Raw genomic sequence first — 23,504 nt, forward strand, 5'->3', positions numbered from 1 at the left:
GTGCCGTCGCATGGCGCGGGCCCTCATCCCTCCGGGGTCCGCGTACCACGGCGGCCGCCCTGGTCCGATCCCGGGCGGCGCTCGTGCGAGCCGGGGTCACGGCCGTTCCCGGCGGGGCCGTCCGGCTCCCCGACCCGGACGGCCCCGAGGGCCAGCGGTACCAGCCTGAGAAGGCCCGCGCAGCGTCCCGAGGCGGTCCACAGCGTACGGGTCCGCTCGCCCGGTCCCGGGCCGTCCGCCCCGGGACTGTCGGCGGCCAGGAACGACTTCTGCATCGCGTGCGGCACGAATCCGAACGTCCGGATCGCGGAGGGCTGGCGGTCCAGCATGCGCAGTTGGTCGACGGAGCACAGCTGGAGGGGTCCCTGGCTGTCCCTCAGCAGGTCCACGACGTGCCGGATGTCCGCCCCCACGAGCGTGGCCGGATCGGGCCGCCGCTCCGGTTCACGGGCGAACGGGGGCGGCGGCGCCGTTCCCGCATGCACCAGGTGCGCCTGGTAGGCGTCGACCAGCGCCTGGGTGCGCTCGGCCACCGGCAGGCGGGTGGCGGCGGCCGGGTCGGCGAAGATCACCGACCAGAAGGGACTCAGGACCTCGACGGCCAGGTCCTCCAAGTCGTCGAGCAGGGTCTCCCGCAGCGGGGTTCCCGCCTGTCCCACGAAGTGGACCACCGGCGAGAGCAGTTCGAGGTGGGAGTCGTCGACCCCGGTCACCGCCTCGCTGCTGAGCTCCAGCCGCTGGGAGAACGCCTGGAGAGTGTCCGCCACCTCGGTGAGCGCGGTCGCCAGGGCCCTGGCCCGGTCGGAGGCGGCAACCCGTGCGTCCGCCAGCAGCCAGTGCCCCACGACGCAGTCGTCCAGTAGTTCGCGCAGTCGCTCCGCGGCGGTCGAGGCGGCGTCGAGGGCCAGCACCGACCTCCAGGCGGCCACCCGGCGGCGCCACCCCACGGCCACCGTGCCGACCACCGTCGCGACGGCCACTGCCAGAGCCAGCGGGACCAGCAGGGTGGGCGCCCTGCCCAGGTCCGCCGCGACGGCGCCGAGGGCGGACCCGGCGCCGACACTGCCGAACAGCAGGGACAGCCGGGTCGCCGGGTGGTCGGCGAGCGGGTGGCCGGCGAGCCCGCCGGGCCGCTCCCGTCCCGGCCTTTCCCCCGCCGGGCCCATAAGGGTGCGCAGGCCGACCGCCAGAACGAACAGCAGCGCCACCACGCCCGTGATGACGCCGGGAACCGCCCACTGCGCCAGGGCGGACGCCGCGGCCGCGGCCGCGGCCACCGCTGAAGCGTTCGCGGTCACACGGGGAAACGGCGCCGGGCCGAGCAGCGACTCGACCAGCCTGGGCGGGCAGACGCTGTCGAGTCGCCTGCGGCTCGACAGACTTCCGGTCGGCTGGGTCCGGTCGGCGAACCCGCGCAGCCCGTCCGCCAGCGCGCGCAGGGACCGGCGACGGCTCGTGGCGGTGAGGACCTGTTCGCGCAGGGCCGCACCGATCTCTTCGGATCCCGTCCCCGGCAGGGCCGGGATGCGGATGCCGACGTCTCCCAGGGTGTCCCGCTGCGCCGCGTCCAGGCCCACCCGCCCGTCGACCGTGTCCAGGACATGGGCGAGCAGTTCGCGGTGGGCACCGAGCGCCAGCGCGGCCTGTCTGCGGTGGTCCACGATGTCCGCGACCAGGGCCGACGCGTCCCCGCGCAGCACCGTCGAGAACGCGGCCAGCTCCTCCAGCCGGTCGGCCGCCTCGTGAACGAGGTCGACGCACTTCCAGTACCCGGCCCGCAGTTGGCCGTCCTCGGCGACGCACGACGCCGCGGTGACATGCTCCGGAAGGTTGTCCGGGTCGAGCACGACCGGACCGGCGACGACATCGGCCGCGTGCTCGTCACGCTGCCCGGACAGCCACTTCATCACATCGATCTGCGTACGGATCAGCTGGTCGTCGGGAACCTCCTGGACCAGCAGGCGCAGTGCGGGCGAGGCCACCGCGGACGGCATGGACGACACCTCGCGCACGGTCTCGTCGTACACCTCGGGGATCCGCAGGGTCTCGATCAGCGGTTCGATCCCGCGGGTGTCGTCGGGCCGCAGGCCGTTGTCCGTCAGGCCGGCGGGACCGGTCTGTCCGGGGTCCCAGCGCACGCCGCGCACATCGCCCACCCACAGCGTCACGGCGTTGGGCGAATGGAGGCTGACCGGGCGCAGGAACACATGGGGGTCGTGGTACCGCTCACCGGTCTCGGTGCGGTGGACGAGGCCGAGCGCGGATCCCACGACGAGGCACAGCAGCGAGGACACACTGCGGTGGGAGTAGACGGCCCGGTGGATCGCGTGGTGACGCAGCAGTCCCTCGGGCGTGTCGAGCACGAGCACACGCGAGACGTCGGCGGAGCTGACCCCCGCCTCGCGCATGGCGGTGCGGCCGAGTTCCTCGAAGGGGAGGGCGGCGAATCCCTCGGCGCCGTTGCGCAGGTCGATCAGTACGACGATGCGCGGGTGCTCCTTGGGGGCGGTCACCGCTCGTCCTTCCATGCCTCGTCGTCCGCCACGGGGCCGCGGGATATCGCGCCCTCGTGCCACGGAGCGGGAGGACGTCCGCCGCGAGCCGGCCCCGTGCCGCGGCCCGCTTCGGCCCAGTTGTCGCGCTCGATGTCCCAGGTGGTGTCGTCGGCGCCCATGGGCGGCGGCGGTCCGGCGCGGGGCGGCTGCGGCTCCCCGGCCGATTCGGGCTCCCAGAAGGTCTCGTCCAGTTCCTTCAGGGTGTGCCGGACCGGGCGCCGCGCCCTGGGGAAGGGCAGTTCCAGGGCGGCGGGCAGGGTGCGGGTCCAGAAGTGCCGCAGCTGCACATGGCCGTCGTGCGCGCCGCCGCGGGCCTCGGCGTCGAGTTCCCGCAGTCGTCTGGCCTGGCGCGGCGCGATCTCGTGGACGAATCTGATGAACAGGCCCGAGGGCGGACGGGGGTTGCCGTCGACCCCGTTGGGGGCGGCGGACATCAACTGCTCGCAGAAGGCCCCCCGGATACCTCCGGCGTCGTCGACGAGTGTCCACTCCTCATAGGCGTGCAGCAGGCTCCCCCAGCTGGACAGGGTGGGCTCGTACGGCTCCAGGGCACAGATCATCGCCGCGGAGTCCCGGTCCTGGAGCCGGACCCTGATCTGCCGCGGCGAGCGGACGTCGCCGAGCACGTCGACCTGGTTGTTCCACATCGCGCACAGCAGCCGGTGCAGGATGTGCACCCGATCGCGCTCGGTGCTGGCCAGGGAGTCGAAGGCGTGGCCGAGGCGCTGCCGCCACATCAGGTAGTCCTCGGCCCGCTCGTCGATGAGGGCACCGGCCCACTGCGAGAGGGTCTCCCTCACCTCCGGAACCTCGATGAGGCTCATGGAGCTGCGGAAGAGCACCACCGTGACCGATTCGGTGGCCACGGGGCGGAATTCGATGCTGCGGTCGCTCTCGCGCGGAAGCGCCAGTTCCCGGGCGAGGAAGCGCCGCACCACCGGATCGGAGCTGGTCGCCGGGTAGACGATGAGGACCTTCAGCCGGCCGGTGCCCTCCGGGGAGAAGCCCGCGGGGATCATCGAGGCGAGCTTGTGCCGGTACTGCTCCACCGCCTCGTCCCCGACGGTGGTGCCCTGCCCCGAGGCCGCCTCCGAGAGCAGGGCTCCCAACGACGGGAGGAGGGGACGCTCGCCCACTCCGCCGCTCTCCACGAAGAGCTGCTTGATGCGCTGCTGGAGGTGCTCCTTGACCAGCCCGACAGCCGCCCGGGGGGTCGCGGAGCGGGCCGCCGCGAACGCCGCGCGCCACTGATCCGCCCCGATCAGGCGGGAGAGCAGCGCTGTCTCGCCGTCGGTGGGCCGAAGTCCCTCGGCCGCCAGGAGCCGCTGGACGACCGCGTCGTAGAACGCCAGGAGGTCGGTCTGCGGCGGAAGCAGGTAGGACACACCCGTCCTGGGCCGGTACAACTGACGGGTCCGCTGCGCGAACTGGGTCTCCTCCTCCACCGCGTACTCGCGGAACTCCTCGACCAGCGCGCCCAGTTCCGCCCGGAGCTGACTCATCCCGCGGTCCCAGCGCGGCGCCTGGTCGGCCCAGTGCCGGTGCCAGATCCGCCGCGCCTCCCAGGCGTACCACTCGTCCTGCTGCTGAAGGAAGGCGATCACCTCGGGGTCGGTCCACTTGGCCTTGACCAGACGGGCCATCCGGTCCCGGATGCCCTGCGGCTGCGGGGCCGAGGCCGGAAGACCCCCGGGGCGCTCGGGCTCGCGCCTGCGGCTCTCGAGCATTCCGGCGAAGCCGGCCCGCTCGACCCGGTCCTCGGCGCCCGGGTTCCCCACCACCACGCGGTTGACCTGGAACAGATCGCCGTGAGTGAGCAGTTCCCGCACTCCGCGCACCGGGTCGAACCCGGCCGCGAGCTCCGCCGCGAGCTGCCGCATCCCGCGGTCGAGGTCGCCGAGGGCGTCCTCCATGGCCTGCTGCCGGCCCGCCAGCGCGTCGACGATCTGGCGGGCACCGGTGGCGGGGCGGGGCTCGGCGAACTTCAGCGGCGTGCGGCTCCACAGGGGGTCCAGGTTGGACGCCCCGAAGAGCTCCTTCACCAGGGCGCGGGCGTCGCCGTTGCCGTTCCACCGCGGCTGCTCGTGGTCCTGCCGTACGGCCGCGGCCATCAGCCGGCCGGCCACGACCTCGGTCAGCTCGTCCACGGGGACCGTCATGGAGGCGACCAGGCTGGTGGACACCCCTCGGTGCCCTATGCCGCTGGGGGCGGCGGCGGCCCGGTGGACACCGTCGTTGATGAAGCTGTCCGCGAAGGACTGGAAGAGGTCGCCGGTGTCCCTGCGGCCGTCGTCGTCGGCGAGTTCGGTGCCCAGCAGGGAGAGCACGAGGGAGACGACGGAGCGGTGCAGGTCCTCCCGCTCGATCCCCGAGGTGCGGCTGAACAGGAACGCCGTCTGCATCGTCGAGGGCCGCATAGTGACGGTGCCGATGGTCGGGTAGCGCACCCCCACGCGCCCGCCGAGCCCGATGTCGTCCAGGTCGTCGTCGACATCGGGCACGTTCTGGTCGTCGACCAGGCGGAACAGGTCGATCAGGGCGCGTCCGGCGTTGAGCTGCGCGGCGCGCCCGCCACCGCGGTCCTCGTCGAAGGCGGACGGCATCAGCACCAGCGGATAGATCTTGACGCGGTAGCGGGCCTCCTCGAAGGCGTGCGCGATCAGATGCAGGTAGTCGTAGAAGATGCCCGCGCCGGTCCCGCCCGCCACGGAGAAGGCGACGAAGACATCGCAGGTGTCGTGCAGGGTCCCGCCCAGGGAGGCCAGGTCGCCACCGGACCGGCTGATCATGTCTATCGCCTCTTGCAGGGGCGCCAGGGCGGGGCTGAGCCCGCCCCGGAACGTCTCGAACAACGCCGCGCGGCCGACGGTCGGCAGTTGCCCCGCGCCGCGGATCAGCGGGGCGATACGCGGCTCACCGAGCCTGGGAGGAACCCAGGCCCGCATCTGGTCGGGCAGATTGGTGCGCAGGCTGCGGGCGACCTCCGGATAGGAGTCGTACCGCGGCAGCAGGTCGAAGGTCGCCCGCGAGGTGCGCCCGTACGCGGCCTTGAGCCGGCCTTCGGCCCTCAGGTAGGGCAACCGGTTGAGTTCGCTCTCGTTGAGGTCCGCGTAGACGAACTGGAGGCAATCCGGCAGTTGGAACGGCAGAAGCTGCCGGCCGCGCAGCACCGTGCCGAGGGAGGTGCCGTCGGGCCCGCACAGCGCGTCGCGCAGCCGTCGTTCGAGTTCGGCGCCTATCAGGCACCCGGTACCACCCAGTCCAACGAACACCATGGGCTGGTAGATCTTCACGGAAGGCCCCCTCGTTCCGGCGACGCCTGAAAGCGGCGCGCCGGGGCAGTTCAGAACGCATCGTCGTAGGACTGGTCGGCGGACGGATCGACCCGCGCCTGGGAAGGGGCCGTCCTCCGACCCGACCCGGCACTCCTGCCGGTGGTGGAGTCCCGGCCGCGTCCAGCGCGCCGTTCCTGCGGCCGACGGCCGGCGGTGCCGGGCGCACGCCGCGGTTTCGGACCCGGCTGAACGCCACGGGTGTCGGTGAAGGACAGTGCCAGCCCGCCGCCGAGGGGGACCGACCCATTGCGCGGGATGTACAGCGGCCTGCCCTCCGGCCGGCGGACCTCGATCCGCCCGTCGAGCAGTCTTCGCACACGGTGACGTGGGCCGCTGTCGGCGTTCACCAACTGGCTGCTCGAACCGCGGGAGGAGATGACCGCGAAGGAGAACTCACGGGACCTGCCGGGCGGCGCCCGCAACCGGCTCACCTCGGCGCCGTCCTGGTTCAGGACGAGGGTCAGGCCGGCGGTCTCCAGCTGCCTCGACCGGTCCCGGCGCCGGACGACCACGAGGAAGACGAGGAACGCCAGCGCCGCCACGCCCACCCCGATGGGCCAGGCGTACCGCTCCCACCACGGCGGTGGCGTGGTCAGCTTGACACCGAGGAAGGACTCGGTCACCACGGCACCCGCGTCGTCCCGCACCCTGATCCGGCCGGGCACCAGGCCCGTCGGGGCGTGCTCGCCGAAGGCCATGGTGAAGGTCAGCGAGGTCTGCGCTCCGGCGGCCACGCGAACCCGCTGAGGTGTGAGGACGAAGTGCGTGGCGAAGGGTACGTCGACGGCCGTCAGGTGCAGTGTCCGGGCCGCGCTGCCGGTGTTCGTGACCTGCACACTGCCCGTGATCGACTGGCCGGGGTGGGCCGCGCGCGACCCGAGCACGATCGACGCCTTGAGGGAGGGAGCGCCCTGCTGCACGCTGGTGGAGTACGGGCGGCGGTCGCCGACGACACCGGGGCTGGACATCGACCCGTACACACGCAGTTTGCCGGAAGCGTCCGCCGGGACGGCCATCCGGGCGGTGAACTCGCCGTCACCCGAGGTGCGGTCGCCTCCCCTTCCGTCGTCCCGGGCACCGACGATGACGTCGTTCCCGATACCGTCGCCGCTCATCCGGAACGAGGCCCGGACACCCGAGAGGTCTTTGGCGCCGAGCACGGTGCCCGCCCTCGTCATCAGCCTCATCCGGGCGACCACCCGCTGGCCGGGCCGCGGCGACGGCGGGTCGAGCACGAGGGCGGTGCGCAGCACCCCCTGCCACAGAGCGACGGCGCTGACCCGCTGAGAGCCCCTGGTGGTCTCCACATGGACGCGCCAGGTGCCGGGCAGGGGATCGCGGATGCGCAGTGACTCCACGCGCCCGCTCTGACCGGAGAGCTGGAACGACGTGCCCGCCGCCGCGCCCAGCCGGACCTCGTGGCCCTTGGGGTCGAAGTAGGTGACCCGCACGGACCGCGGGTCCTGCTTGACGACGGAGATGGAGCCGTCGGTCGCGATGGGGGGGATCGTCACCTCGAGATCGGCGTTGCCGTCCACCGTCTCGGTGACCATCTGCCCGACACGGGCGCAGCGCGCCCGCCCGAAGGCGAGGAGCAGGGCCTGGTTGACATCCTCGGCCGAGGAGACGGAGGCGAACGCGGGCGTGGTGGAGGAGTCCGCGCAGCCGCCCTGGAAGCCTCCGGCGGCGATGCGCTTCAACTGCGCCTGGTCCAGGGACTTGCCGAACCCCAGGGGCCACAGCTGCACGCCGTTGCGCCGTGCCGAGGCCAGCTCCTCCGTGAGCGCCCGTTCACTGGCACGCTTGCGCGACCCGGCGTCGGGCCCGTAGGCGACGTCGTCGGAGACGTCCAGCTTGCCGTCGGTCAGCAGGAAGACGAGTTTGGGCCGGTCGCCGTGCGCGGAGTTGAGCAGATCGACGGCCGAGGCGATGGCGGCGGGAAAGTCCGTCCCCTGCCCCTGCGCCTTCGTCCGCTTCGCCAGCCGGTCCGTGCAGCCGTCCACCGTGTCCCGGCCCGTGCCGTTCAGCTCCGTGAGCCCGCACACGACGTCCACGGGGCCGGCTCCTCCGGGCGCCGAGCTGCCGAACCCGACGACGGCGGCCCGGGAGTTGTCCGACACCTCGCCCAGGGCGAGCAGCGAGGCGGCCTCCTTCTCCCGCCGCACATCCTCGGTGGACAGACTGCCGGACTCGTCCACCAGGACCACGAAGTCGACGGGTCGAGGCGCCAGACCCCGGCCGGACGCCGTCTCGGCGACGGCGCCGGACAGGGCGGTGTCCGTCCTCACGGCGTGCTCGGAGGAGAACCCCGGCGTCGCGGCGAGCAGGACCGCGCATAACAGGGCGCACAGGCAGGCTCGAGGGACCAGTGCCCGTAAGAGAGCTGTCACGGCGTCCCGAACTGCGCCGGGATCCCGCCGCTGAGATCGTCGACGATCGGTCCGCATCGGACATCCCCCATCAATGTCCTCGGAGCCGAGCTGCCCCTTGGTTCTTTGTAGCACTTCGGCCATGTATCCGATGATGAAACAGGAAGATCGGCGCACAGTGAAGCCCTGCGGTCACCGCTGGTTCGTCGGCTGGTAGTCGGATGTGCCGACCGGCGCGATTCCGGCCGCGCCGGCGTCCTTGTCCCCCATGACGTCGCCGTACCCCTTCTTGCCGTGGGTGTACGAGTAGAGGCCCGCGTAGCCGGCAAGACCCGCGAGCAGGCCCATGCCGTACCACCCGAACGCGTCGGTCTCCTGCGGATCGAACAGCGCCGTCACCGTTGCGCCGCCCACGGCGGCGACGACGACCGCAAGGTCCGAGACGCCTCGGGACTCGGAACGCACCAGCGTCCGGTAGGTGATGAACCCGATCACCACACCGAAACAGAACGCCCCGGCACTCATCACCCATGGGTTCGAGCTCATCCGCCATCTCCTCCGGCTGTGGATCGCGCGGCCCGCACGGGCTCCGGCTCGAAGCCGGGCACCAGACCGCTGTGGCAATAGGGCGTGTAGGCGAGTCCCATGAGGTTGCCCATCCGCAGGAGCAGCCAGCGCATGGTGCGCACCGCCTCCACCACCGGCCGTCCGCGGGCGAGTTCACCGATCATCAGTTCCGCCGCCCGGCCGGCCACGGACTGCTCCAGGGCGATCTCCGTCGCGACACAGCCGGCGGCGCCCAGGTGCTGGAAGACCGTGACGAAGTCGACCAGCGTGTGCGGAGTCAGCTCGCCGGTGTGGCAGCCGTTCATGACCACGAGCGGCCGGTTGTCCCCCCAGTGCTCGCGGGGCCACGACTGCGCCCACGTGTACAGATCGTCCGGGGCGAACTCCTCGTCCCTGCCTATCTCGAGGGTCGGCTCCGGATAGCCGCTCCCGGGCAGCGGACGGCGGCGGCCATGGCAGTAGAAGTAGACGACGTCCCGGCTCGTCGAGGCGAGCGACGCACGCAGGCCCGGGATGGTCGGGCACTTCTCGACCGGGTCCAGCCGCCCGTTGAGCCGGTCCAGATGGCCTTGCCTCAGCGTGGCGTCGAGCGTGGTGCTGAACGCCACCACGGCGTCCGGGCGCCCGCCCCTCGCCCCGAACTCCAAGGCCCCGCTGGCCGTTGGCCCCCACACCGGCGCCGCCACCTCGTGGGCGAAGCCCCAGAAGCCGGACGGGCACAGTGTGTTCTCCGGGTGGGGGTGCGGGCAGGACGCGGGCGGCTTGTCGCCCAGCCGGCCCGCCAGCCAGTCGCCGAGCAGCGGGCAGTCCTGGAGCGCCGTTTCCCCTCCCGCGCAGGGGATGTCGTAGACGAGCTGCCACGGAAACGCGGCGAGCCTGGTCTCCTCGCCGGTGATCTGGATCCGCGCCGGCCGGCCGGTGACCCTGGCGGTGTCACGCAGCATCGCGTCGAGTTCCGCGCCGCGCCCGATGCTGAGGACCACCATGGTGTACAGCCGCCGTCCGAGGCGGGCGAGCCGGGCCAGATCGTCGCGGGCCGCGGCGGGCGGCAGCGCACCGGTCGGACCGTAGCGGCTGTGGACGCGGCCGTCGCGGGCGGTGGTGAAGTGCGCGGCGACGAGCGCGGTGCGCGCGATCTTGAGCGCCTCGAGGGCTCTGGCGTCGTTCAAGGACGCCGCGAACCGGTGCCCCGGTCCCCCGTAGACGGCTATCCGGTGCTCCCCGTCGCGGCCGATTCCGGAGTGGACGAGCACGTCGGTGCCGTGCGAGGGCCGCGCGGGGCCCAGGGGGTCGGCGCCGAGCGTGTGGCCGACGACGACGTGGTAGCCGTGGCCCTCGGCGCCCACACCGGCCCGCAGGACAGCGGCGACCAGGAGAGTGCGATCGGCGAACAGCCATAAGTGCAGCAGCGCCGAACGCGGCCCCACGGGTGTGCGGACGGGGATGCGCGCGGTGGCGCTCGGCCCCGACACCGGGATGTCGAGCGGCCACGGTTCGTCGGGAACGTCGAAGTCGTCGCTCAGCAGCAGGACATGCAGACGGGAGCCTGCCACGGAGGGGGTGTCGGGGAGGGGACTCTCCCGGGAGTTGAGCACGGCGCTGTCGTCCATGAGGGGACCGATGTTCAGGGCGAGTTCGTACGGCGTGCCGCACCGCAGAGGGGCGCTGCGGGCAACGCGTTCCGATGTGCCCGCCTCGCACAGCCAGGTGTTCAGGTGGCGCCTGTCCGCCGGCGGCTTTCCTCGGGAGTGGAACGCGTCGCGGTGGGCCCGCCAGACCTCGGCGAAGGGCCCGCTCGCTTCCGTGAGCCTTCGGCCGTAGCCCTCGCCGGGTTCGATCGCGCCGACCGTCGCCGGATGCGGCCGCGTCGCGTACGGGATCTCCGCCCGCTCCTGGTCGCGCTTGGGGGGCGCCGCTCTCGTGGTCCGCAGGCGCCTTTCGTACGCGGCCTGGAGACGCACCACAGCGCTGCCGTCGTGGAGCAGTTCCTCGATCACCTCCGGCGCGCGCCGGTCCCCTCGCCAGTCCGCTCGGCGGCCGAGCGCTCGCAGCGCGGCGACGCGCACCTGGGGCATGGGATCCCGCAGGGCGGCCTCCAGACGGACCGGCAGCGCGAGATCGGTGGCCGCGTCGGCGCACGCGTCCTCCGCCGCGGTCCTGACCCCGGCGTCCGGCCGGACGAGCGCGAACAGCAGCGCCTCATGGGCGAACGGGCTGCCGCAGGCCGCCAACGACGCCGCCGCGGCCCGGCGGACGGCGCTGTCGTCGTCGTCCAGCGCCACGGCGACCTCCTCGACCGCTTCCTCGGGCGCGGGGCACAGGCACAGCGCCGCGGTGAGCCTGCGTTCCGCGTCGGGGTGGCGCAGCAGTGCGGTCAGCGCGTTCAGCTCCGCGCCGGTCTCCCGTCCACTCCGCTCCCAGGCACCACACAGCAGTGCGGCTGCCCACTCCCACTCACCGGCCCCGCCGGCCACGGCTGTCACCGCGGCCCGGACCGCCTCCGGGGTGGCGCTGCCCCGAAGCCACAGCCCTCTGAACGCGGCGGCGCGGACGGTGGGTGCCGGGTCGGCGATCCCCGAGACCAGCGCCGCGTCGGCCACCGCCGCGGGCGCGTCGGGCGCGGAGCCCAGAGCGGCCATCGCCGCCGTCCGGAGTTCGACGCCGCCGTCCGTCGTGTCGGCCTCCGGGGCGGCCTCGGCGTCCGCGTCGAGTGCGCGGGCCAGTGCCGTCAGCACCCGCTGACGCGCGGGCGCCGCCCCGGACCCCGGGCACGCACGGGCGTCCTGGAAGTCCTCGGGGGTGGCGTGAAGATGCGGACCGAGCAGCCACACCAGCGTTTCGGCGGCGCCGCGGGCAGGCAGCCCGCCCCGCTCGAGGTGGTCGAGCAACCGCGGCAGCCTCGCCAGTGCGGCATGCCGCTCAAGGCCCTTGGCCGCACCCTCCCGCACCACCGGCTCGGCGTCGTCCGCCGCCGAGGCCAGCGCCTCGCCCGCTCCCTCGTTCCAACTCTGCGACAGTGCTTCGACAGCGGCCGCGCGGGTCTCGGTGTCGACGTCGGCCACCAATCGGCCCAGCCCGGCGACCGCGCCGTCGTGCGCGGTGCCCACCAGTGCCCGCGCCGCCGCGCGGCGCACCCCGGGCCGCCGATCGCGCAGGGCCTCGCTCAGGGCGGTGACGACGGCAGGCTCCACACACCCGCGCAGCGCGTCCGCCGCCGTGGCCCGCACCGCGGAAGTCCGATGGAGCAGTGCCGAGGCCAGGCGGCGGCGCCCCGGTGCCCCGCCGCTGTATCGCAGGATCAGCCCGGCCGTCAGCGCCACGGTCCGGTCGGAATCGAGCAGAGCCCCCTCCAGCACGGATAAGAGAGTCCGCTCGTCGGCCAGTGTCCGCACCAGATCGGCCCGGCGTCCCGCCAAAGCATCCGCCGCGCTCGCCCGCACCTGTGCGGAGGAATCGCCGACCATCCGCACCAGCGCACCGAGCACGGCTCGGTCACGGGACCGGGCCGCGACCCCGGCGGCAGCGCACCGCCGCTCCACACGTTCGCTTCCCAGGGCCGCGAGCAGTCCGGCCGCCGCGTCCGACGCGTCCGCACCCCGCCTGCCACGCTGCATACGGTGGCCCCCCAGCCCCATTGCGACGGTCCGAAATGTCGAGCGGACCCGTGCAAGGCCGCGATGTCAGTGCTTCGTTGTACCGCATCCGGGGACGGGGGAACGGCGTTTTGCCGGAAGCCGGGTGGCAAGGCCCCGGCCGACGCCATGAGGAGTCCCGGCCCGGCGGGCGGGGGACCGCAGCGGGCCGCAGGGAGACCGGGTCGTCGCCCGGCGGGGGGACCGCAGCCGGTCGCAGGGCTCGACCGGGTCGTCGTCCTCGCGCCGTCCTCGTCCTCGCGCCGTCCTCGCCGTCTCCCGATCCGGCGTGGGCTCAACGCGCCCGCGCTCCCGCAGACGACATCAGCGCCTCCAGCTTGTCGAGGCTCTGCGTCCAGCCTTCCTCGTGGAGAGCCTGGCGGCGCTGCGTGGCGAAGTCGCCCTGGGTCAGACGCAGTTCGGTCGACCGGCCGTCGATGTCGTGGAGCGACAGCGTCGCCACCGTCTCCCGGTCCTCCGGGTCGGGGGGCTCCCAGCGGAAGGTGCGGGACAGGCGTTCCGGAGGGGTCACCTCGACGTACTCCCCCACCAGGTGGAAGAGTTCGCCCTCCGGCGGCCGCATTGCGATCCGGTACGCGCCACCCGGCCGCAGGTCGCTTTCCACGCTCGCGGTGGTGAAGCCCTCGGGGCCCCACCACTTGACCAGTTCCCCCGGTTCGGTGAGGGCGCGGAAGACCACTGAGCGGGGTGCGCGCAGCACTCGCAGGAGGTGCAGTCTCAGCCCGGCGTCGTGAGTCATCACAAGCCTCCTCCGCGCTCCATTTTAGTCCGTGACCCGCGACCCCGGCGGCCAGGGCCGTCCGGCCCGCCTGAGCGCGCCCCGTCCCCCGCGCCGTCCGTCGCGCGCCACCGCCTATCGGCGGACGGGGACCTTGGCGGGAGGGGCCGTGGTGGCGGCCGGCTCGACGGGGCTCAGGCCGAGCCAGGCGGCGAAGGCGAAGAGCAGGACCACCTCCGCGATCACGGACACGGTGCCGTAGGGCGGCTCCCAGCCGACCTCCTGGTAGCCGCCGGGCAGTCCGACGGTGCGCGACAGCGTGAAGCCGACGATCATGCCGGCGCTGAGCAGGGCGCCGGCCACCCAGGCCGGTGCCGCGTTGCGCCGGAACAGGCCGAGGGCGACGAGGATCAGGGCCGCGCCGCCGATCAGGAACAGGACTCCGATGTAGGGCATCTCCTCCAGATGGGCCGGGACGAGCATCAGGTGGAGCACAGCGCTGGTGAGGGCGCACAGCGCACCGACTCCTACCAGCACGATCTCCTTCGCACGCGTGGTCATCAGCTCTCCAGAGGCACGTGGGGGCTATGGATCAGGTGTCTCCCAAGGGATACGGATCACGGCGCGATACGGCTTGTGATCGAGTCCACGGACTGAAACGGGGGACCAGGCAGTGGCCACTGCGGGACCGGTGGTCCCGGGCGCCGGGCGGTGCCGTGGTCACCCCCACCGGCGGATTCGGTGGGTGCGCGCCACGTCGTCACCGGTCGTTGCGCGCCGCGGGGGGCTGGGCGGCCTGTGCCGGGAGACGGTGATGGGCGGCGACCAGCTTCTCGGCCTTGGACCGGTCCCGGCCGCGGTTCCCGGCGACGCGGTTGACCTGTTCCCGCGCGTGGGCCTTCAGGACGCCTCCACGGCCGCCTTGATGCGGCGGGCGAAGGCGTCGGCGTCCTTGCGGGCCGCGCTCACGGCGAAGCCCGCGATGAGCTTGCCCAGGCCATGGCCCTCGAGGTCGTTGAAGACCCTCAGACGCGTCCTGCCCTCGGCGGTCGGCTCGAGGTCGTAGCCGCCCTCGCTCGCGGTCACCAGGTTCTTCGAGATCTCCGTCCAGCGGATCGTCGTGGGCGCCCGGAACTCGCTGATGCGGAACTCCCGGTTCGATTTCATCCCGGCGTCCTTGACCGTGCTCCTGTAGACGGTGCCCACCGCGGTCGGGCCGTCCGTCGTCTTCGCGATCTCCAGCACCCTGGGGCTGAACTTGGGATCGTTCTCCCCGTCGGCCAGGAAGGCGAACACCTCTTCAACAGGGCGGTCGATCTCGACCGTTGCCTCGAACCGACCGGCCATTGGTTCCTCCTCTGATCGCCCGCCGCTGCGGGGTGCGGGCATCAACGCTTATCACCCCGGGCGGGCGATTGCGGGGAGCCGCGCCCCGGCCGATCAGCGCGCTGCCTGCCGAGCGCGGCCCGCACCGGCACCTCACTCGGCGGTCCAGGCCGCCATCCAGGCCTCGTTCTGAATGGAGATCACATGCTCGCACTGCCCGACGAAAGCGTCCTCATCGGCAGGGCTGCCCGCCGTGGACCTTCCCAGGAGGAGACGGTCCAGCTCCTCAGCCGTGCGGGTGAACTCCAACTCCTGGTAGCCGTACTTCACCGCCGCGGCATGAGCGGTCACGGCGGCGGCGACGGTCGCGGCGACGGCCACCCACGCGCTCGCCTGCTCCACCCCGAAGACACCGGACACCGCGCCCAGGATCGCTCCGGTGATGCCGAGCACGGTCTCGATCCTCTGGACGACGGCGACCTTGCGGGCCATCTCCACGGCCTTGGGCCGGTAGTAGCCGTCGAGTTGTGCCTTGACACGCAGGTCGGCGTACGAGTCGACGTCGTACACGGCGGGCACCGCGCGCCGGACCGGGGCGATCCCCGCGAGGTAGCGGGTCAGATCCGACGCGGACGCACGGAGCCTGTCGATCCGGGCGACGAGTTCGGACTCGGCGTTCGGCCCCCGGTACGGTCCCGCCTGCGCGAGGAAGGTGTACGTCTCCTTCTTGACCGCCTCGCTCACCGAGCGAAGACGGGTCCAGTCGCGTGTCCGGCGCGGACCGGCACCCTTGGCCGCGATCGGCACGAGCCCGGCGGCGACGGCGGCGCCGAAGGCCAGGGCCTTGCCGGCCATTCCGTTCCAACTCATCACCTGGGACGAGGCGGTGCCCAGGACAGCCGCCGCGATCCCCAGCATCAGGGAGACCGTCCTGGCCCTGCCCATGGACGCCTTCAACCGGTTCGCCGCCTGCGACCAGACACTCTGCCGGTCCCACACGCCGGCCACGGCCGCACTACCCCCCACAACGCTCACCCCGCGATTCTGACGCTCTCTCCGATCCGCGCGCAACGCCCCGCGGTCGGCCGCGGCTGCGGCATTCTGGATCCGTCGTCGGAGGGGTGCGGGTGGAAGTCCTACTGATCACCGAGATCGTCCGAATCGCGATCGACGCCGCGCTCAACGCGCTCGACAAGCGGCGGGCGCGGTCTCGTTCCCAGCCGCTTCGGCTCTCGCAGCTGCTCCGGATGAGGGATGTGAACGCACCTGAGTGGGCTCGCCATCTCGTGACCCGGGCGGTCGCCAAAGGCCAGTACGGCCACACGGTGACCGACACCGAGGCGGACGCGGTCACCCAGGTGCTCACCGCGGCCCTGCTGACCCTCGGAACCCTGTCCGTGGCCGAAACCGACGCTGTCGACATGGGACCGCAGGAACTCAGCCGCCGTGTCGTGGAAGCCCTGCCGCCGGACACGCCGAACCTTTCCGACGAGGGCACCGCTTTGCTGGTCGCCCTGCTGGACCAGTTCTGCCTCCATGTCCTGCACGGCCTCGTCAACCGGTGGGAAGCCGTTCCCGACGGTCTGCGTCCGCAGGCCGAGCGCATCGCCCGGATGGTCTTCGAAGAGCAGTACCGGGACCACGTCGCCGAGGCGCACAACAGGATGGAGCTGTTCGGCCTCGACATCGTGCGCGACCCCATGGCACTGACCCTCGACACCGCCTACCTCGCCCCCATGGCCGAGATCGGCGGCGACAGCGGCCATGGGGTGCGCGCCGAGCAGGCGCTGACGGGGGAAGCGCGTCTTCTCGTACGCGGCTCCGCGGGATCGGGCAAGACGACGCTGCTCTCATGGCTCGCCGTGTCGGCGGCCCGCCGCTCCTTGGAGCTGTCGACGGGATTCGGCGACCCCGTCCCCTTTCTCCTGCCGGTTCGTACCATCGTCCGCCACGGGGAGCTGCCCGGCCCGGACGAGTTCCTGTCCTGCGTCGGCTCTCCGCTCGCCGACCGGGCTCCGGACCGCTGGGCGCACCATCTCCTGGCAGAGGGAAGCGGCCTGGTACTGCTCGACGGCATCGACGAGGTCCGGCCGACGGAGCGTGCCCGGGTGCGGCGCTGGCTGGAGGAGTTGCTCAGCGCGTACCCGCACTCGTCCTACGTGGTGACGTCCAGGCCGTCGGCGGTGCCCGAGGGATGGCTGCACCGCGCCGGGTTCGGCGAGCTGGCCCTGCTGCCGCTCGACCGCGCGGACATCGAGCGCTTTGTCTCCCTCTGGCACACGGCCGCCGGGGTCGCCCAGCCCACGGCGCACGACCAGGCTCGTCTGGGGGAGTACGAGAACGCGCTCCTGCACTCGATTCGCGCGAGGCGCGACCTCCAGGGGCTGATGAAGAACCCGCTGATGTGCGCCCTGATCTGCGCGCTGCACAGGGTGCGCGTCGGCCATCTTCCCACCCAGCGTGTCCAGTTGTACGACGCGGCCCTGTCGATGCTGCTCGGGCGGCGGGACCGCGAACGCTCGATCGCCGCTCCCGAGGGTGTGAGGCTCAGCGAGGAGGACCAGCGTTTCCTGCTGGGGCACATCGCCTACTGGATGCTGCGCAACGGCAGGGTGGAGGCAGCCGGCACGGAACTGCTCGCCGTGCTCTCCGACGCGCTTCGGGCACTGCCCCCCTTCTCGGCGGACTCGCGGGAGGTCTACCAGCACCTGCTGGCACGAAGCGGCCTGCTGAGGGAGACGGCCGTCACGAGAGTGGAGTTCGTCCACGGCCCGCTCATGCAGTACCTGGCGGCACAGCGGATCGTGGAGGCGGGCGACCTCGACCTCCTGGTGGACAACGCCCACGACGACTGGTGGCGCGAATGCGTCATCCTGGCCGTGGCCTACGCCCGTCCGTGGGAGGGGCGGAGGGTGCTGCTCGGTCTGCTCGAGCGTGCGCGGCGGGCCGTTGCGCACGCCGAGCATGTGCAACTGGTTCTGATCGCCGCCACGGCGATGGAGGAGTGCGCGGAGGCCGACCCCGAGGTCCGAGCGCGGGTGGAGGAGAAGGCGGCGGAGCTTGTCCCGCCGCAGCGGCCCGAGGACGTCCACCCGCTGGCCCAGGCGGGGGAGATGATCCTGCGGCTGTTTCCCCATCCGGCGTACGTGTCGGAGTCCGAGGCCGCTCTCATGGTCCGCACCGCCGAGTTGATCGGCGGAGACGTGGCCCAGGCCTTCATCCGCGACTTCGAACGGCAGCGTGCGGAGCTGGCCCGGCACACCAGCACCTGGAATCCCCAACGGCCCCCCGCTCAGCATCTGTTCGTCGCGTCCTGGACCGACGACGGGGCGAGCGGCGAGGCGGGGGCCGCCGTGCGCTCCGCGATGGAGGTGCGCAGCGACCCGGACCTCGCCCGGCTCGCGGGCGCCGCGCATGTCCACCAACTCACCTGCCGCGGCGGCATCACCGACTACGGTCCGCTGCGGCACCTGCCCGGCCTCAGGAAGCTCACGATCGCCGGAAATCCGGGCCTCACCGGCCTGGATGCCCTGTCCGGCTGCCGCAAGCTGCGCTTCCTCTCCGTGTCCGACTGCCCCCTCCTCGACGACCTGTCCGCGGTGGCCGGCACGGATGTCACCTTCCTGGAACTCGCGCCGCTGCCGTCCGCCGACCGGCTCGGCGGCCTGGCCGGTGCGCTGTGGCTGCGCGCTCTCCATCTGCCCACCGCCACGGGCGCATTCGACCTGGAGCCGCTGCGCCGTACGCTTCCCCGTGTGGAGATCGTTCCCGGCCCGGCGCCCTGGCACTGAGCCGGACCGCCGAAGTTCGCGAAGGCGGCCCGCGGCCCAACGGCCGCACGGTAGAAAGAAGACGACGAGGACACGGGCTCACAGGGCTCACCACGGGATACGCCGGAGGATGACGTGCTCCAGTACGACAAGGAGTTCGACCCCGACGCCCCCGGGGACGTGACCGCGGGCGGTCACGGCGACGGTACGGCCGAGCGGGACGGCTACGCCGCCGACGACGAGGTGTACGTCTTCGACGACGAACGGCTGGTGCTCGCCGTCAATGTCGCCCTCAAGACCGGTCGGCCCCTTCTCGTCTTCGGCCCACCGGGATCGGGCAAGTCGTCGCTCGCGCCCAATGTCGCGCGGATCCTGCGCTGGCGTACCCACACGCATGTCGTGACCGCCCGCACCGAGCCGGAGGACCTGCTGTGGCGGTTCGACGCGCTGCGGCGGCTCAACGACGCCCAGGCGCACAACCTCAACGAGGACATCTCGCACTACTACGCCCGCGGCCCGCTGTGGGAGGCGTTCGCCGACGCGAGCACGCACCGGTCCGTCGTGCTCATCGACGAGATCGACAAGGCCGACCCCGATCTGCCCAACAGCCTGCTGGGACCGCTGGGTTCGCACTCCTTCCGCCTGCCCTGGGGTGACATGGTGGAGGTCGCCGAGGAGGACGCCCCACTCGTCGTCATCACGACCAACGACGAGCGTGAACTGCCGCGCCCCTTCCTGCGGCGGTGCATCATCGTGGAACTCGACCCGCCCGGCAAGGAACACCTGATGAGCGTGGCGGCCACCCACCTGGGCGCCCACTACGACGGGGAGCTCGCCGCCCAGGTGGCGGACCATCTCATCGGTGTGCGGGACCGGCTGGAGGACAGCTCGGGGGGGCCGAGCACCGCCGAGTACCTCGACGCGCTGAAGGCGAGCCACCGCCTCGGCGTGGTACCGGGCACGGGCGAGTGGAAGGTCCTGGCGGACGTCACCTTGCGCAAGCGGCGTGAAGGGCTGGAGCACACGGCGTGAGCGCGCGGGGGGAGGTCTCCCTCGGAGACATGGTCCGGGCGCTGGCCGCCCTGCGTCCGACGGACCGGCGGACCGCGGCCGAGATCGCCCGGTTGCTCGGCCTCGACGTCACCGAGGCCCCGTCGCCCGGAATCGGTGCAGGCGCCGTTTTCTCCGGGCACCGCCTCCGCCACTCCCCCGCGCCGGACTCCGGGCCGCGGCCGACCGCCGTGGGCCGGCCCCGTGAGCCCGGTGGCCCGGGGGTGACCGCCACCACCGGTCCCGTCCCCACGAGGCCCTGGCCCGGCCGGCCGCGGGCGGCCCGCGGGGACCACGAGGGCGGTCGGCCCGACGAGTGGAGCGGGCACACGGCCGCGCGGGCCACCGGACCCGCGGAAGGGCCCTTGGGGTTCTCGCTGACCGTCGTCGCCCCCTCGACCCGGCCGGGCGCTCTCCCGCGGCTCGGGGCGGGATCGCGTTCGGGCCCACCGGAACTCCTCGACGACGGCGGGTCCGCCCCGCCCCCGCCGTACGTGCCGCCGTGGCGGCCCGACTGGGCGCGGGGGATCGTCTTCGGCGCGGTCTCCACCCCTGTCCGGGGGACCGAGTTGGACCAACGGGCACTGGTGCGCAAGGTTGCCGGACAGCACGTGGTGCGGACCGTGCCGCGGCGCAGTCGGCTCAGCACCAGGCATGGTGCCCAGCTCCTGCTGGACCACGGAGACGGCATGGCGCCCTTCCGCGCCGACCGCGGCTGGCTGGAGGAACTGGTGCGCAGCGTCACCGGACGGGACCGGGTCGAGGTGCTGCGGTTCCGCGGCTCCCCGCTGCGGGGGGTCGTCCGGAACACGCCGACTCGCCTCGAGATGTACGAGCCGCCGTCTCCGGGGACCCCCGTGGTGCTGGTCTCCGACCTCGGCCGCACTCGGCCTCCCTTCGGTGGGAACGCGGTGGCCGACCCCGCCGAGTGGGAGCTGTTCATCCGCGTGGTGCGGCACAACGGCTGCCCCGCGGTCTGCCTGACGCCGTACGCGGCCGGCGCGTATGCGCGGCGGTTGCGGGCCGACGTCGCCTTCATTCCGCTCGACCGGCGGATCTCCCTGAGACACGCCAGGGAAGCGACCCGCCGGATCCGGCGGCCACTGGGTCGGCCATGAGCCCGGGCACGGACGCGGGGACCGGCCGGGACATGGCCGCCCTGGTGGAGGCGCTCGCGCGGCGCAGCCATGACCTCGTCCGTCTCGCCGAGTGCGTTTCGCTGGCGGCGGCGGTGGAGCCGGCGTTCCTTCGCCGGGCCAGGCTGCGCTTCCTGCCCCGTTCGACGGCCGCGCTCGAAGCGGAGCTGTGGTTCTCGCCGCTGGTCGAGGCGGCCGGGGAGCACGCCCTGCTCCTGGACCCCGAGGCCTCGCGGGCCCTGTGGTCGCGGCTCGCCCGCCGCCCCGAGCACGCGGCCGCGGTCCGCCGGTTCACCCGGGAGGCGCACGCCCACGCTCCCCGGACCACCCGGCTCTACGAGGAACTGCTCTGGGCGCCGCTGGACCCCGACGGCGACCAGGGGAAAGCCGATCACGAACTGGGCCGCCTGCTGCGCGCCGTCGCCTCGGACGGCCGGGCGGCCGACGACCTGGGGCGCTGGGCACTGCACTACCTGCCCCGGCTGCCCGAGGCGCTGCGGGAGAAGGAGAACGCCTGGCGCGTGCGGGTGGCCTCGGCGGAACGTCTCGGCCTGCCCGTGCCGGAGGACACCGAGGCCCCGGACGGCGACGCGACCCACACGGCCCGTGCGCTGGTGCAGCGGAGCATCCCCTTCGGAGTGGCCGCCCAGGGCGACGGCATCGTCATCAGCCGACCGCCGGACGCGGAAGCCGCGGTCCTCAGGGCGGCGGGCGGCCGCAAGGTGCGGCTGGACCTGTCCAGCACGCTGAGCCACACCGGCGAGCCCGTACGGCTCGAACTGGAGGAAGGGCAGGTGCTGCACCTGCCGTTCACCGTCGTGCAGCGGCGCGCCCGCGACGGGACGCTCCTGGCGAGCACGGCGCATCCGGGAGAGGCGACGGACCTCGTCGCGGCGCCGGAGGCGGACGACCGCTCGATCGGCTGGGCCGTACTCCTGGCCGACGGCACGGTGGTGCTGCACGCGCTCGACGGACGGGAGACCGGCCGCGTCGCACCCGAGGAGGGCGGCCCGCCGCGGCGGCGCATCGCCCTGTCCTCCGGCGGCCACATCTGGCTGACCTTCCTCGAAGGGGACCGGGTGCGGCAGATCGTGCTGAGGTCGGGCGAGGAGCGGGCCGGGCCCAGCCTGTACCAGCGTGTGTCGGCGGATCCGAGGTGGGTGCAACTCGTCGGCGACCGTGGCTCGGACGTCTACTGGACCGATCGGGAGGGTGACTCGGCGCTGCTCCTCCGGGGGAACGCCACGGGACGTGTGCACCGTATGGCCGTGGCGGGCGGGCCCATCCGTGTGCTGTGGACCACCACCGGCTTCGCGGGCTCGGCGACCGTCGCGGCGATCGACGAGCACGGTGTGCTGAGGGTCTGGGAAGCGGCCGGCGACAGGCCCGCGCTCACTTTGGCGTCAGCGGCGACCGCGCTGACCGGTGATCCGGGCGGAGGCCTCGTGGCGTGGGCGGATCCGGACGGCGGGGTCTGGGGGTGGCGCAAGCCGGACGGCGGCGCCGCCTCGCCCCGCAGTTGGGAGGACTCCCGGCGCTTTCTCATCGGACAGGCGCCCTGGCCGGTGACGTCGCTCGCGCTCGGTCCCGACGGGCGGCTCGCGGCGGCGGGCGGCGACTCGCACATCCTGCTGTGGCCGACATCCGCGCCGGACCCCGACCGGTTGCCCCTCCGGATCCGGCTTCCCTTCCGCGCGAGCAAGGTCTGCGCGGTTCCCGACGGCACCTGGACGATCGCGGGTGTCGGCGGCCCCGTCGAAGTGCGCACGGAGGACGGCAGCCGCTACCTCATGACTCCGGACACGGAGCCGGCCTCCGACGTGGGGCGGCTTCCGACGTGGATCCGCGGATGCGTGCTGGCGTTGGCGGGACCCGCCGCGTTGGGAAGCGGTCCTGGCAGCGGCCTGCGGGGCTTCGCCGAACGGCTCGCAGGGATCGCGAACGCAGGCGTCACCTGCGTGGTCGTCGGCCCCGCCGATCCGATTCCGCGCTCGCACCGGCTCCACGCGCCGCCGCTCGGCGCGGAACCGATGCTGCCGTTGGGCTTCGAGCGGGACTTCGCACAGTTGATGACCGACGTTCGCCGCCACGGCATGCGCCTGGTCGTGGACCTCGATCTGTCGTCGGTGAGTGGGGCGGGCACCGGCTTTCCGGGCATCGAAGTGCTGGACTCGGTCCGGCGGTGGCTCGATGTGGGGGTCGACGGCATCCGGCTCGTGGGCGGCTTCGGCCCGGAGGACTCCCTGCTGACAGACCTGCGGCATCTCATCGACGGCTACGACGACCGCGCCCTGATCGGCACGACACGGCAGTTCGAGGCGGCGCACCGGCTCTTCGCTCCCCAGGGGTCGGGTGAACAGGGATGCCATGTCGTGGTGGTGAGCGGACTCGGTGGCGAACTCACGGGCCGTCCGAGCCCGCAGGGCCATGGGGAAGGCAGCGATGGGGAGGACGGCCATGGGGAGGACGGCCGGGCTGAGGGCGTTGGGACGGGGATTCAGTGGCTACCGCTGGGAGCGATCGGTCCGCAGTGGGGTGACTCACTGCCGGAAGGGCTCACTCCGGGTGCGAAGACGCTCCTCGCCGGTCTCCTCCTCTGCCTCCCGGGCTGCCCCGTGCTCCCGTTGCCGCTGATCCAGGGGGGGCAGGACCCGGCGGGTGTCCCTCTGCGGCGGATGGTCGAACAGCGACGCAATCAACTGGCCCTCACGCGAGGCGACTGCCGCTTCCTCCATGCCGGTCATGAATCCGTCCTGGCGGTCCTGCGCCGTCACGGCGGCGAAGTGGTGCTCTGCCTGGCGAACACGGCGGGTCAGGAGGTCGGCGTCGCCTTCACGGCCGAACAGCTCGGGTGGGCCGGGCCCCTGGGGCTGCTCGACCTGCTCGGTGGCGACGGCGTGAGGCACGACGGCGAGAGAGAGGTGGCATTCCGGCTCGCCCCCGGCGCCATGCGCTGGTTCCGGCTGCACGGTCCTCCCGGAACCGGCTGAACCACCCGCTCACCGCCGCTGCTTTCTCCAGGAGT

The 23,504-nt window shown here is 72.8% G+C and carries 13 protein-coding genes; 4 read left to right on the plus strand and 9 right to left on the minus strand.

The genetic code is table 11. The features are described 5' to 3' along the window. Nucleotides 1-23: 23 nt before the first annotated feature. From IEY86_RS07550 to IEY86_RS07590, 9 genes are all read right to left on the minus strand, one after another. Complete coding sequence (locus tag IEY86_RS07550) at nt 24-2,513, minus strand: amino acid adenylation domain-containing protein (RefSeq protein ID WP_189130746.1); 2,490 nt, start codon at nt 2,511-2,513, stop codon at nt 24-26. After that, nucleotides 2,510-5,848, minus strand: a complete 3,339-nt coding sequence (locus tag IEY86_RS07555) for a tubulin-like doman-containing protein (RefSeq protein ID WP_189130747.1) — start codon at nt 5,846-5,848, stop codon at nt 2,510-2,512. The genes IEY86_RS07550 and IEY86_RS07555 overlap by 4 nt, the downstream gene beginning before the upstream one ends. Before the next feature lie 50 nt (nt 5,849-5,898). After that, the gene (locus IEY86_RS07560) at nt 5,899-8,280 is read right to left on the minus strand and encodes a vWA domain-containing protein (RefSeq protein WP_189130748.1); all 2,382 of its coding nucleotides are present in this window, start codon (nt 8,278-8,280) and stop codon (nt 5,899-5,901) included. A 171-nt stretch (nt 8,281-8,451) separates the two neighbouring features. Continuing rightward, nucleotides 8,452-8,805, minus strand: a complete 354-nt coding sequence (locus IEY86_RS07565) for a hypothetical protein (RefSeq protein WP_189130749.1) — start codon at nt 8,803-8,805, stop codon at nt 8,452-8,454. After that, a complete protein-coding gene (locus tag IEY86_RS07570) occupies nt 8,802-12,440 on the minus strand; it encodes a HEAT repeat domain-containing protein (protein WP_189130750.1) in 3,639 nt (1,212 codons plus the stop codon). Before IEY86_RS07570 ends, IEY86_RS07565 begins: the two co-directional genes overlap by 4 nt. A gap of 313 nt (nt 12,441-12,753) precedes the next feature. Beyond that, entirely contained in the window at nt 12,754-13,218 is a 465-nt protein-coding gene (locus IEY86_RS07575) for an SRPBCC family protein (RefSeq protein WP_189130751.1), read from the minus strand. Nucleotides 13,219-13,332: 114 nt separating this feature from the next. Continuing rightward, nucleotides 13,333-13,758 carry a hypothetical protein gene (locus IEY86_RS07580; RefSeq protein ID WP_189130752.1) on the minus strand — a complete coding sequence of 142 codons (426 nt, stop codon included), beginning with the start codon at nt 13,756-13,758 and terminating at the stop codon, nt 13,333-13,335. Between the two features lie 339 nt (nt 13,759-14,097). Continuing rightward, on the minus strand, nt 14,098-14,544 hold the full coding sequence (locus IEY86_RS07585) for an SRPBCC family protein (RefSeq protein ID WP_189130753.1): 447 nt from the start codon (nt 14,542-14,544) through the stop codon (nt 14,098-14,100). Between the two features lie 132 nt (nt 14,545-14,676). Then, the gene (locus IEY86_RS07590) at nt 14,677-15,558 is read right to left on the minus strand and encodes a DUF4231 domain-containing protein (RefSeq protein WP_189130754.1); all 882 of its coding nucleotides are present in this window, start codon (nt 15,556-15,558) and stop codon (nt 14,677-14,679) included. A 92-nt stretch (nt 15,559-15,650) separates the two neighbouring features. Between IEY86_RS07590 and IEY86_RS07595 the strand changes: the two genes are divergently transcribed. The 4 genes from IEY86_RS07595 (at nt 15,651) to IEY86_RS07610 (ending at nt 23,469) form a co-directional block, all read left to right on the plus strand. Beyond that, nucleotides 15,651-18,314 (plus strand): NACHT domain-containing protein, encoded by a 2,664-nt coding sequence (locus IEY86_RS07595; RefSeq protein WP_189130755.1) that lies wholly within the window; start codon nt 15,651-15,653, stop codon nt 18,312-18,314. 114 nt (nt 18,315-18,428) lie between these two features. Next, a complete protein-coding gene (locus IEY86_RS07600; protein ID WP_189130756.1) occupies nt 18,429-19,325 on the plus strand; it encodes an AAA family ATPase in 897 nt (298 codons plus the stop codon). After that, nucleotides 19,322-20,461, plus strand: a complete 1,140-nt coding sequence (locus IEY86_RS07605) for a hypothetical protein (RefSeq protein WP_189130757.1) — start codon at nt 19,322-19,324, stop codon at nt 20,459-20,461. Before IEY86_RS07600 ends, IEY86_RS07605 begins: the two co-directional genes overlap by 4 nt. Continuing rightward, a complete protein-coding gene (locus tag IEY86_RS07610) occupies nt 20,458-23,469 on the plus strand; it encodes an alpha-glucosidase C-terminal domain-containing protein (RefSeq protein WP_189130758.1) in 3,012 nt (1,003 codons plus the stop codon). Before IEY86_RS07605 ends, IEY86_RS07610 begins: the two co-directional genes overlap by 4 nt. Nucleotides 23,470-23,504 lie beyond the last annotated feature (35 nt).

Source organism: Wenjunlia tyrosinilytica, from assembly GCF_014646055.1.
Taxonomy (GTDB): Bacteria; Actinomycetota; Actinomycetes; order Streptomycetales; family Streptomycetaceae; genus Wenjunlia; species Wenjunlia tyrosinilytica.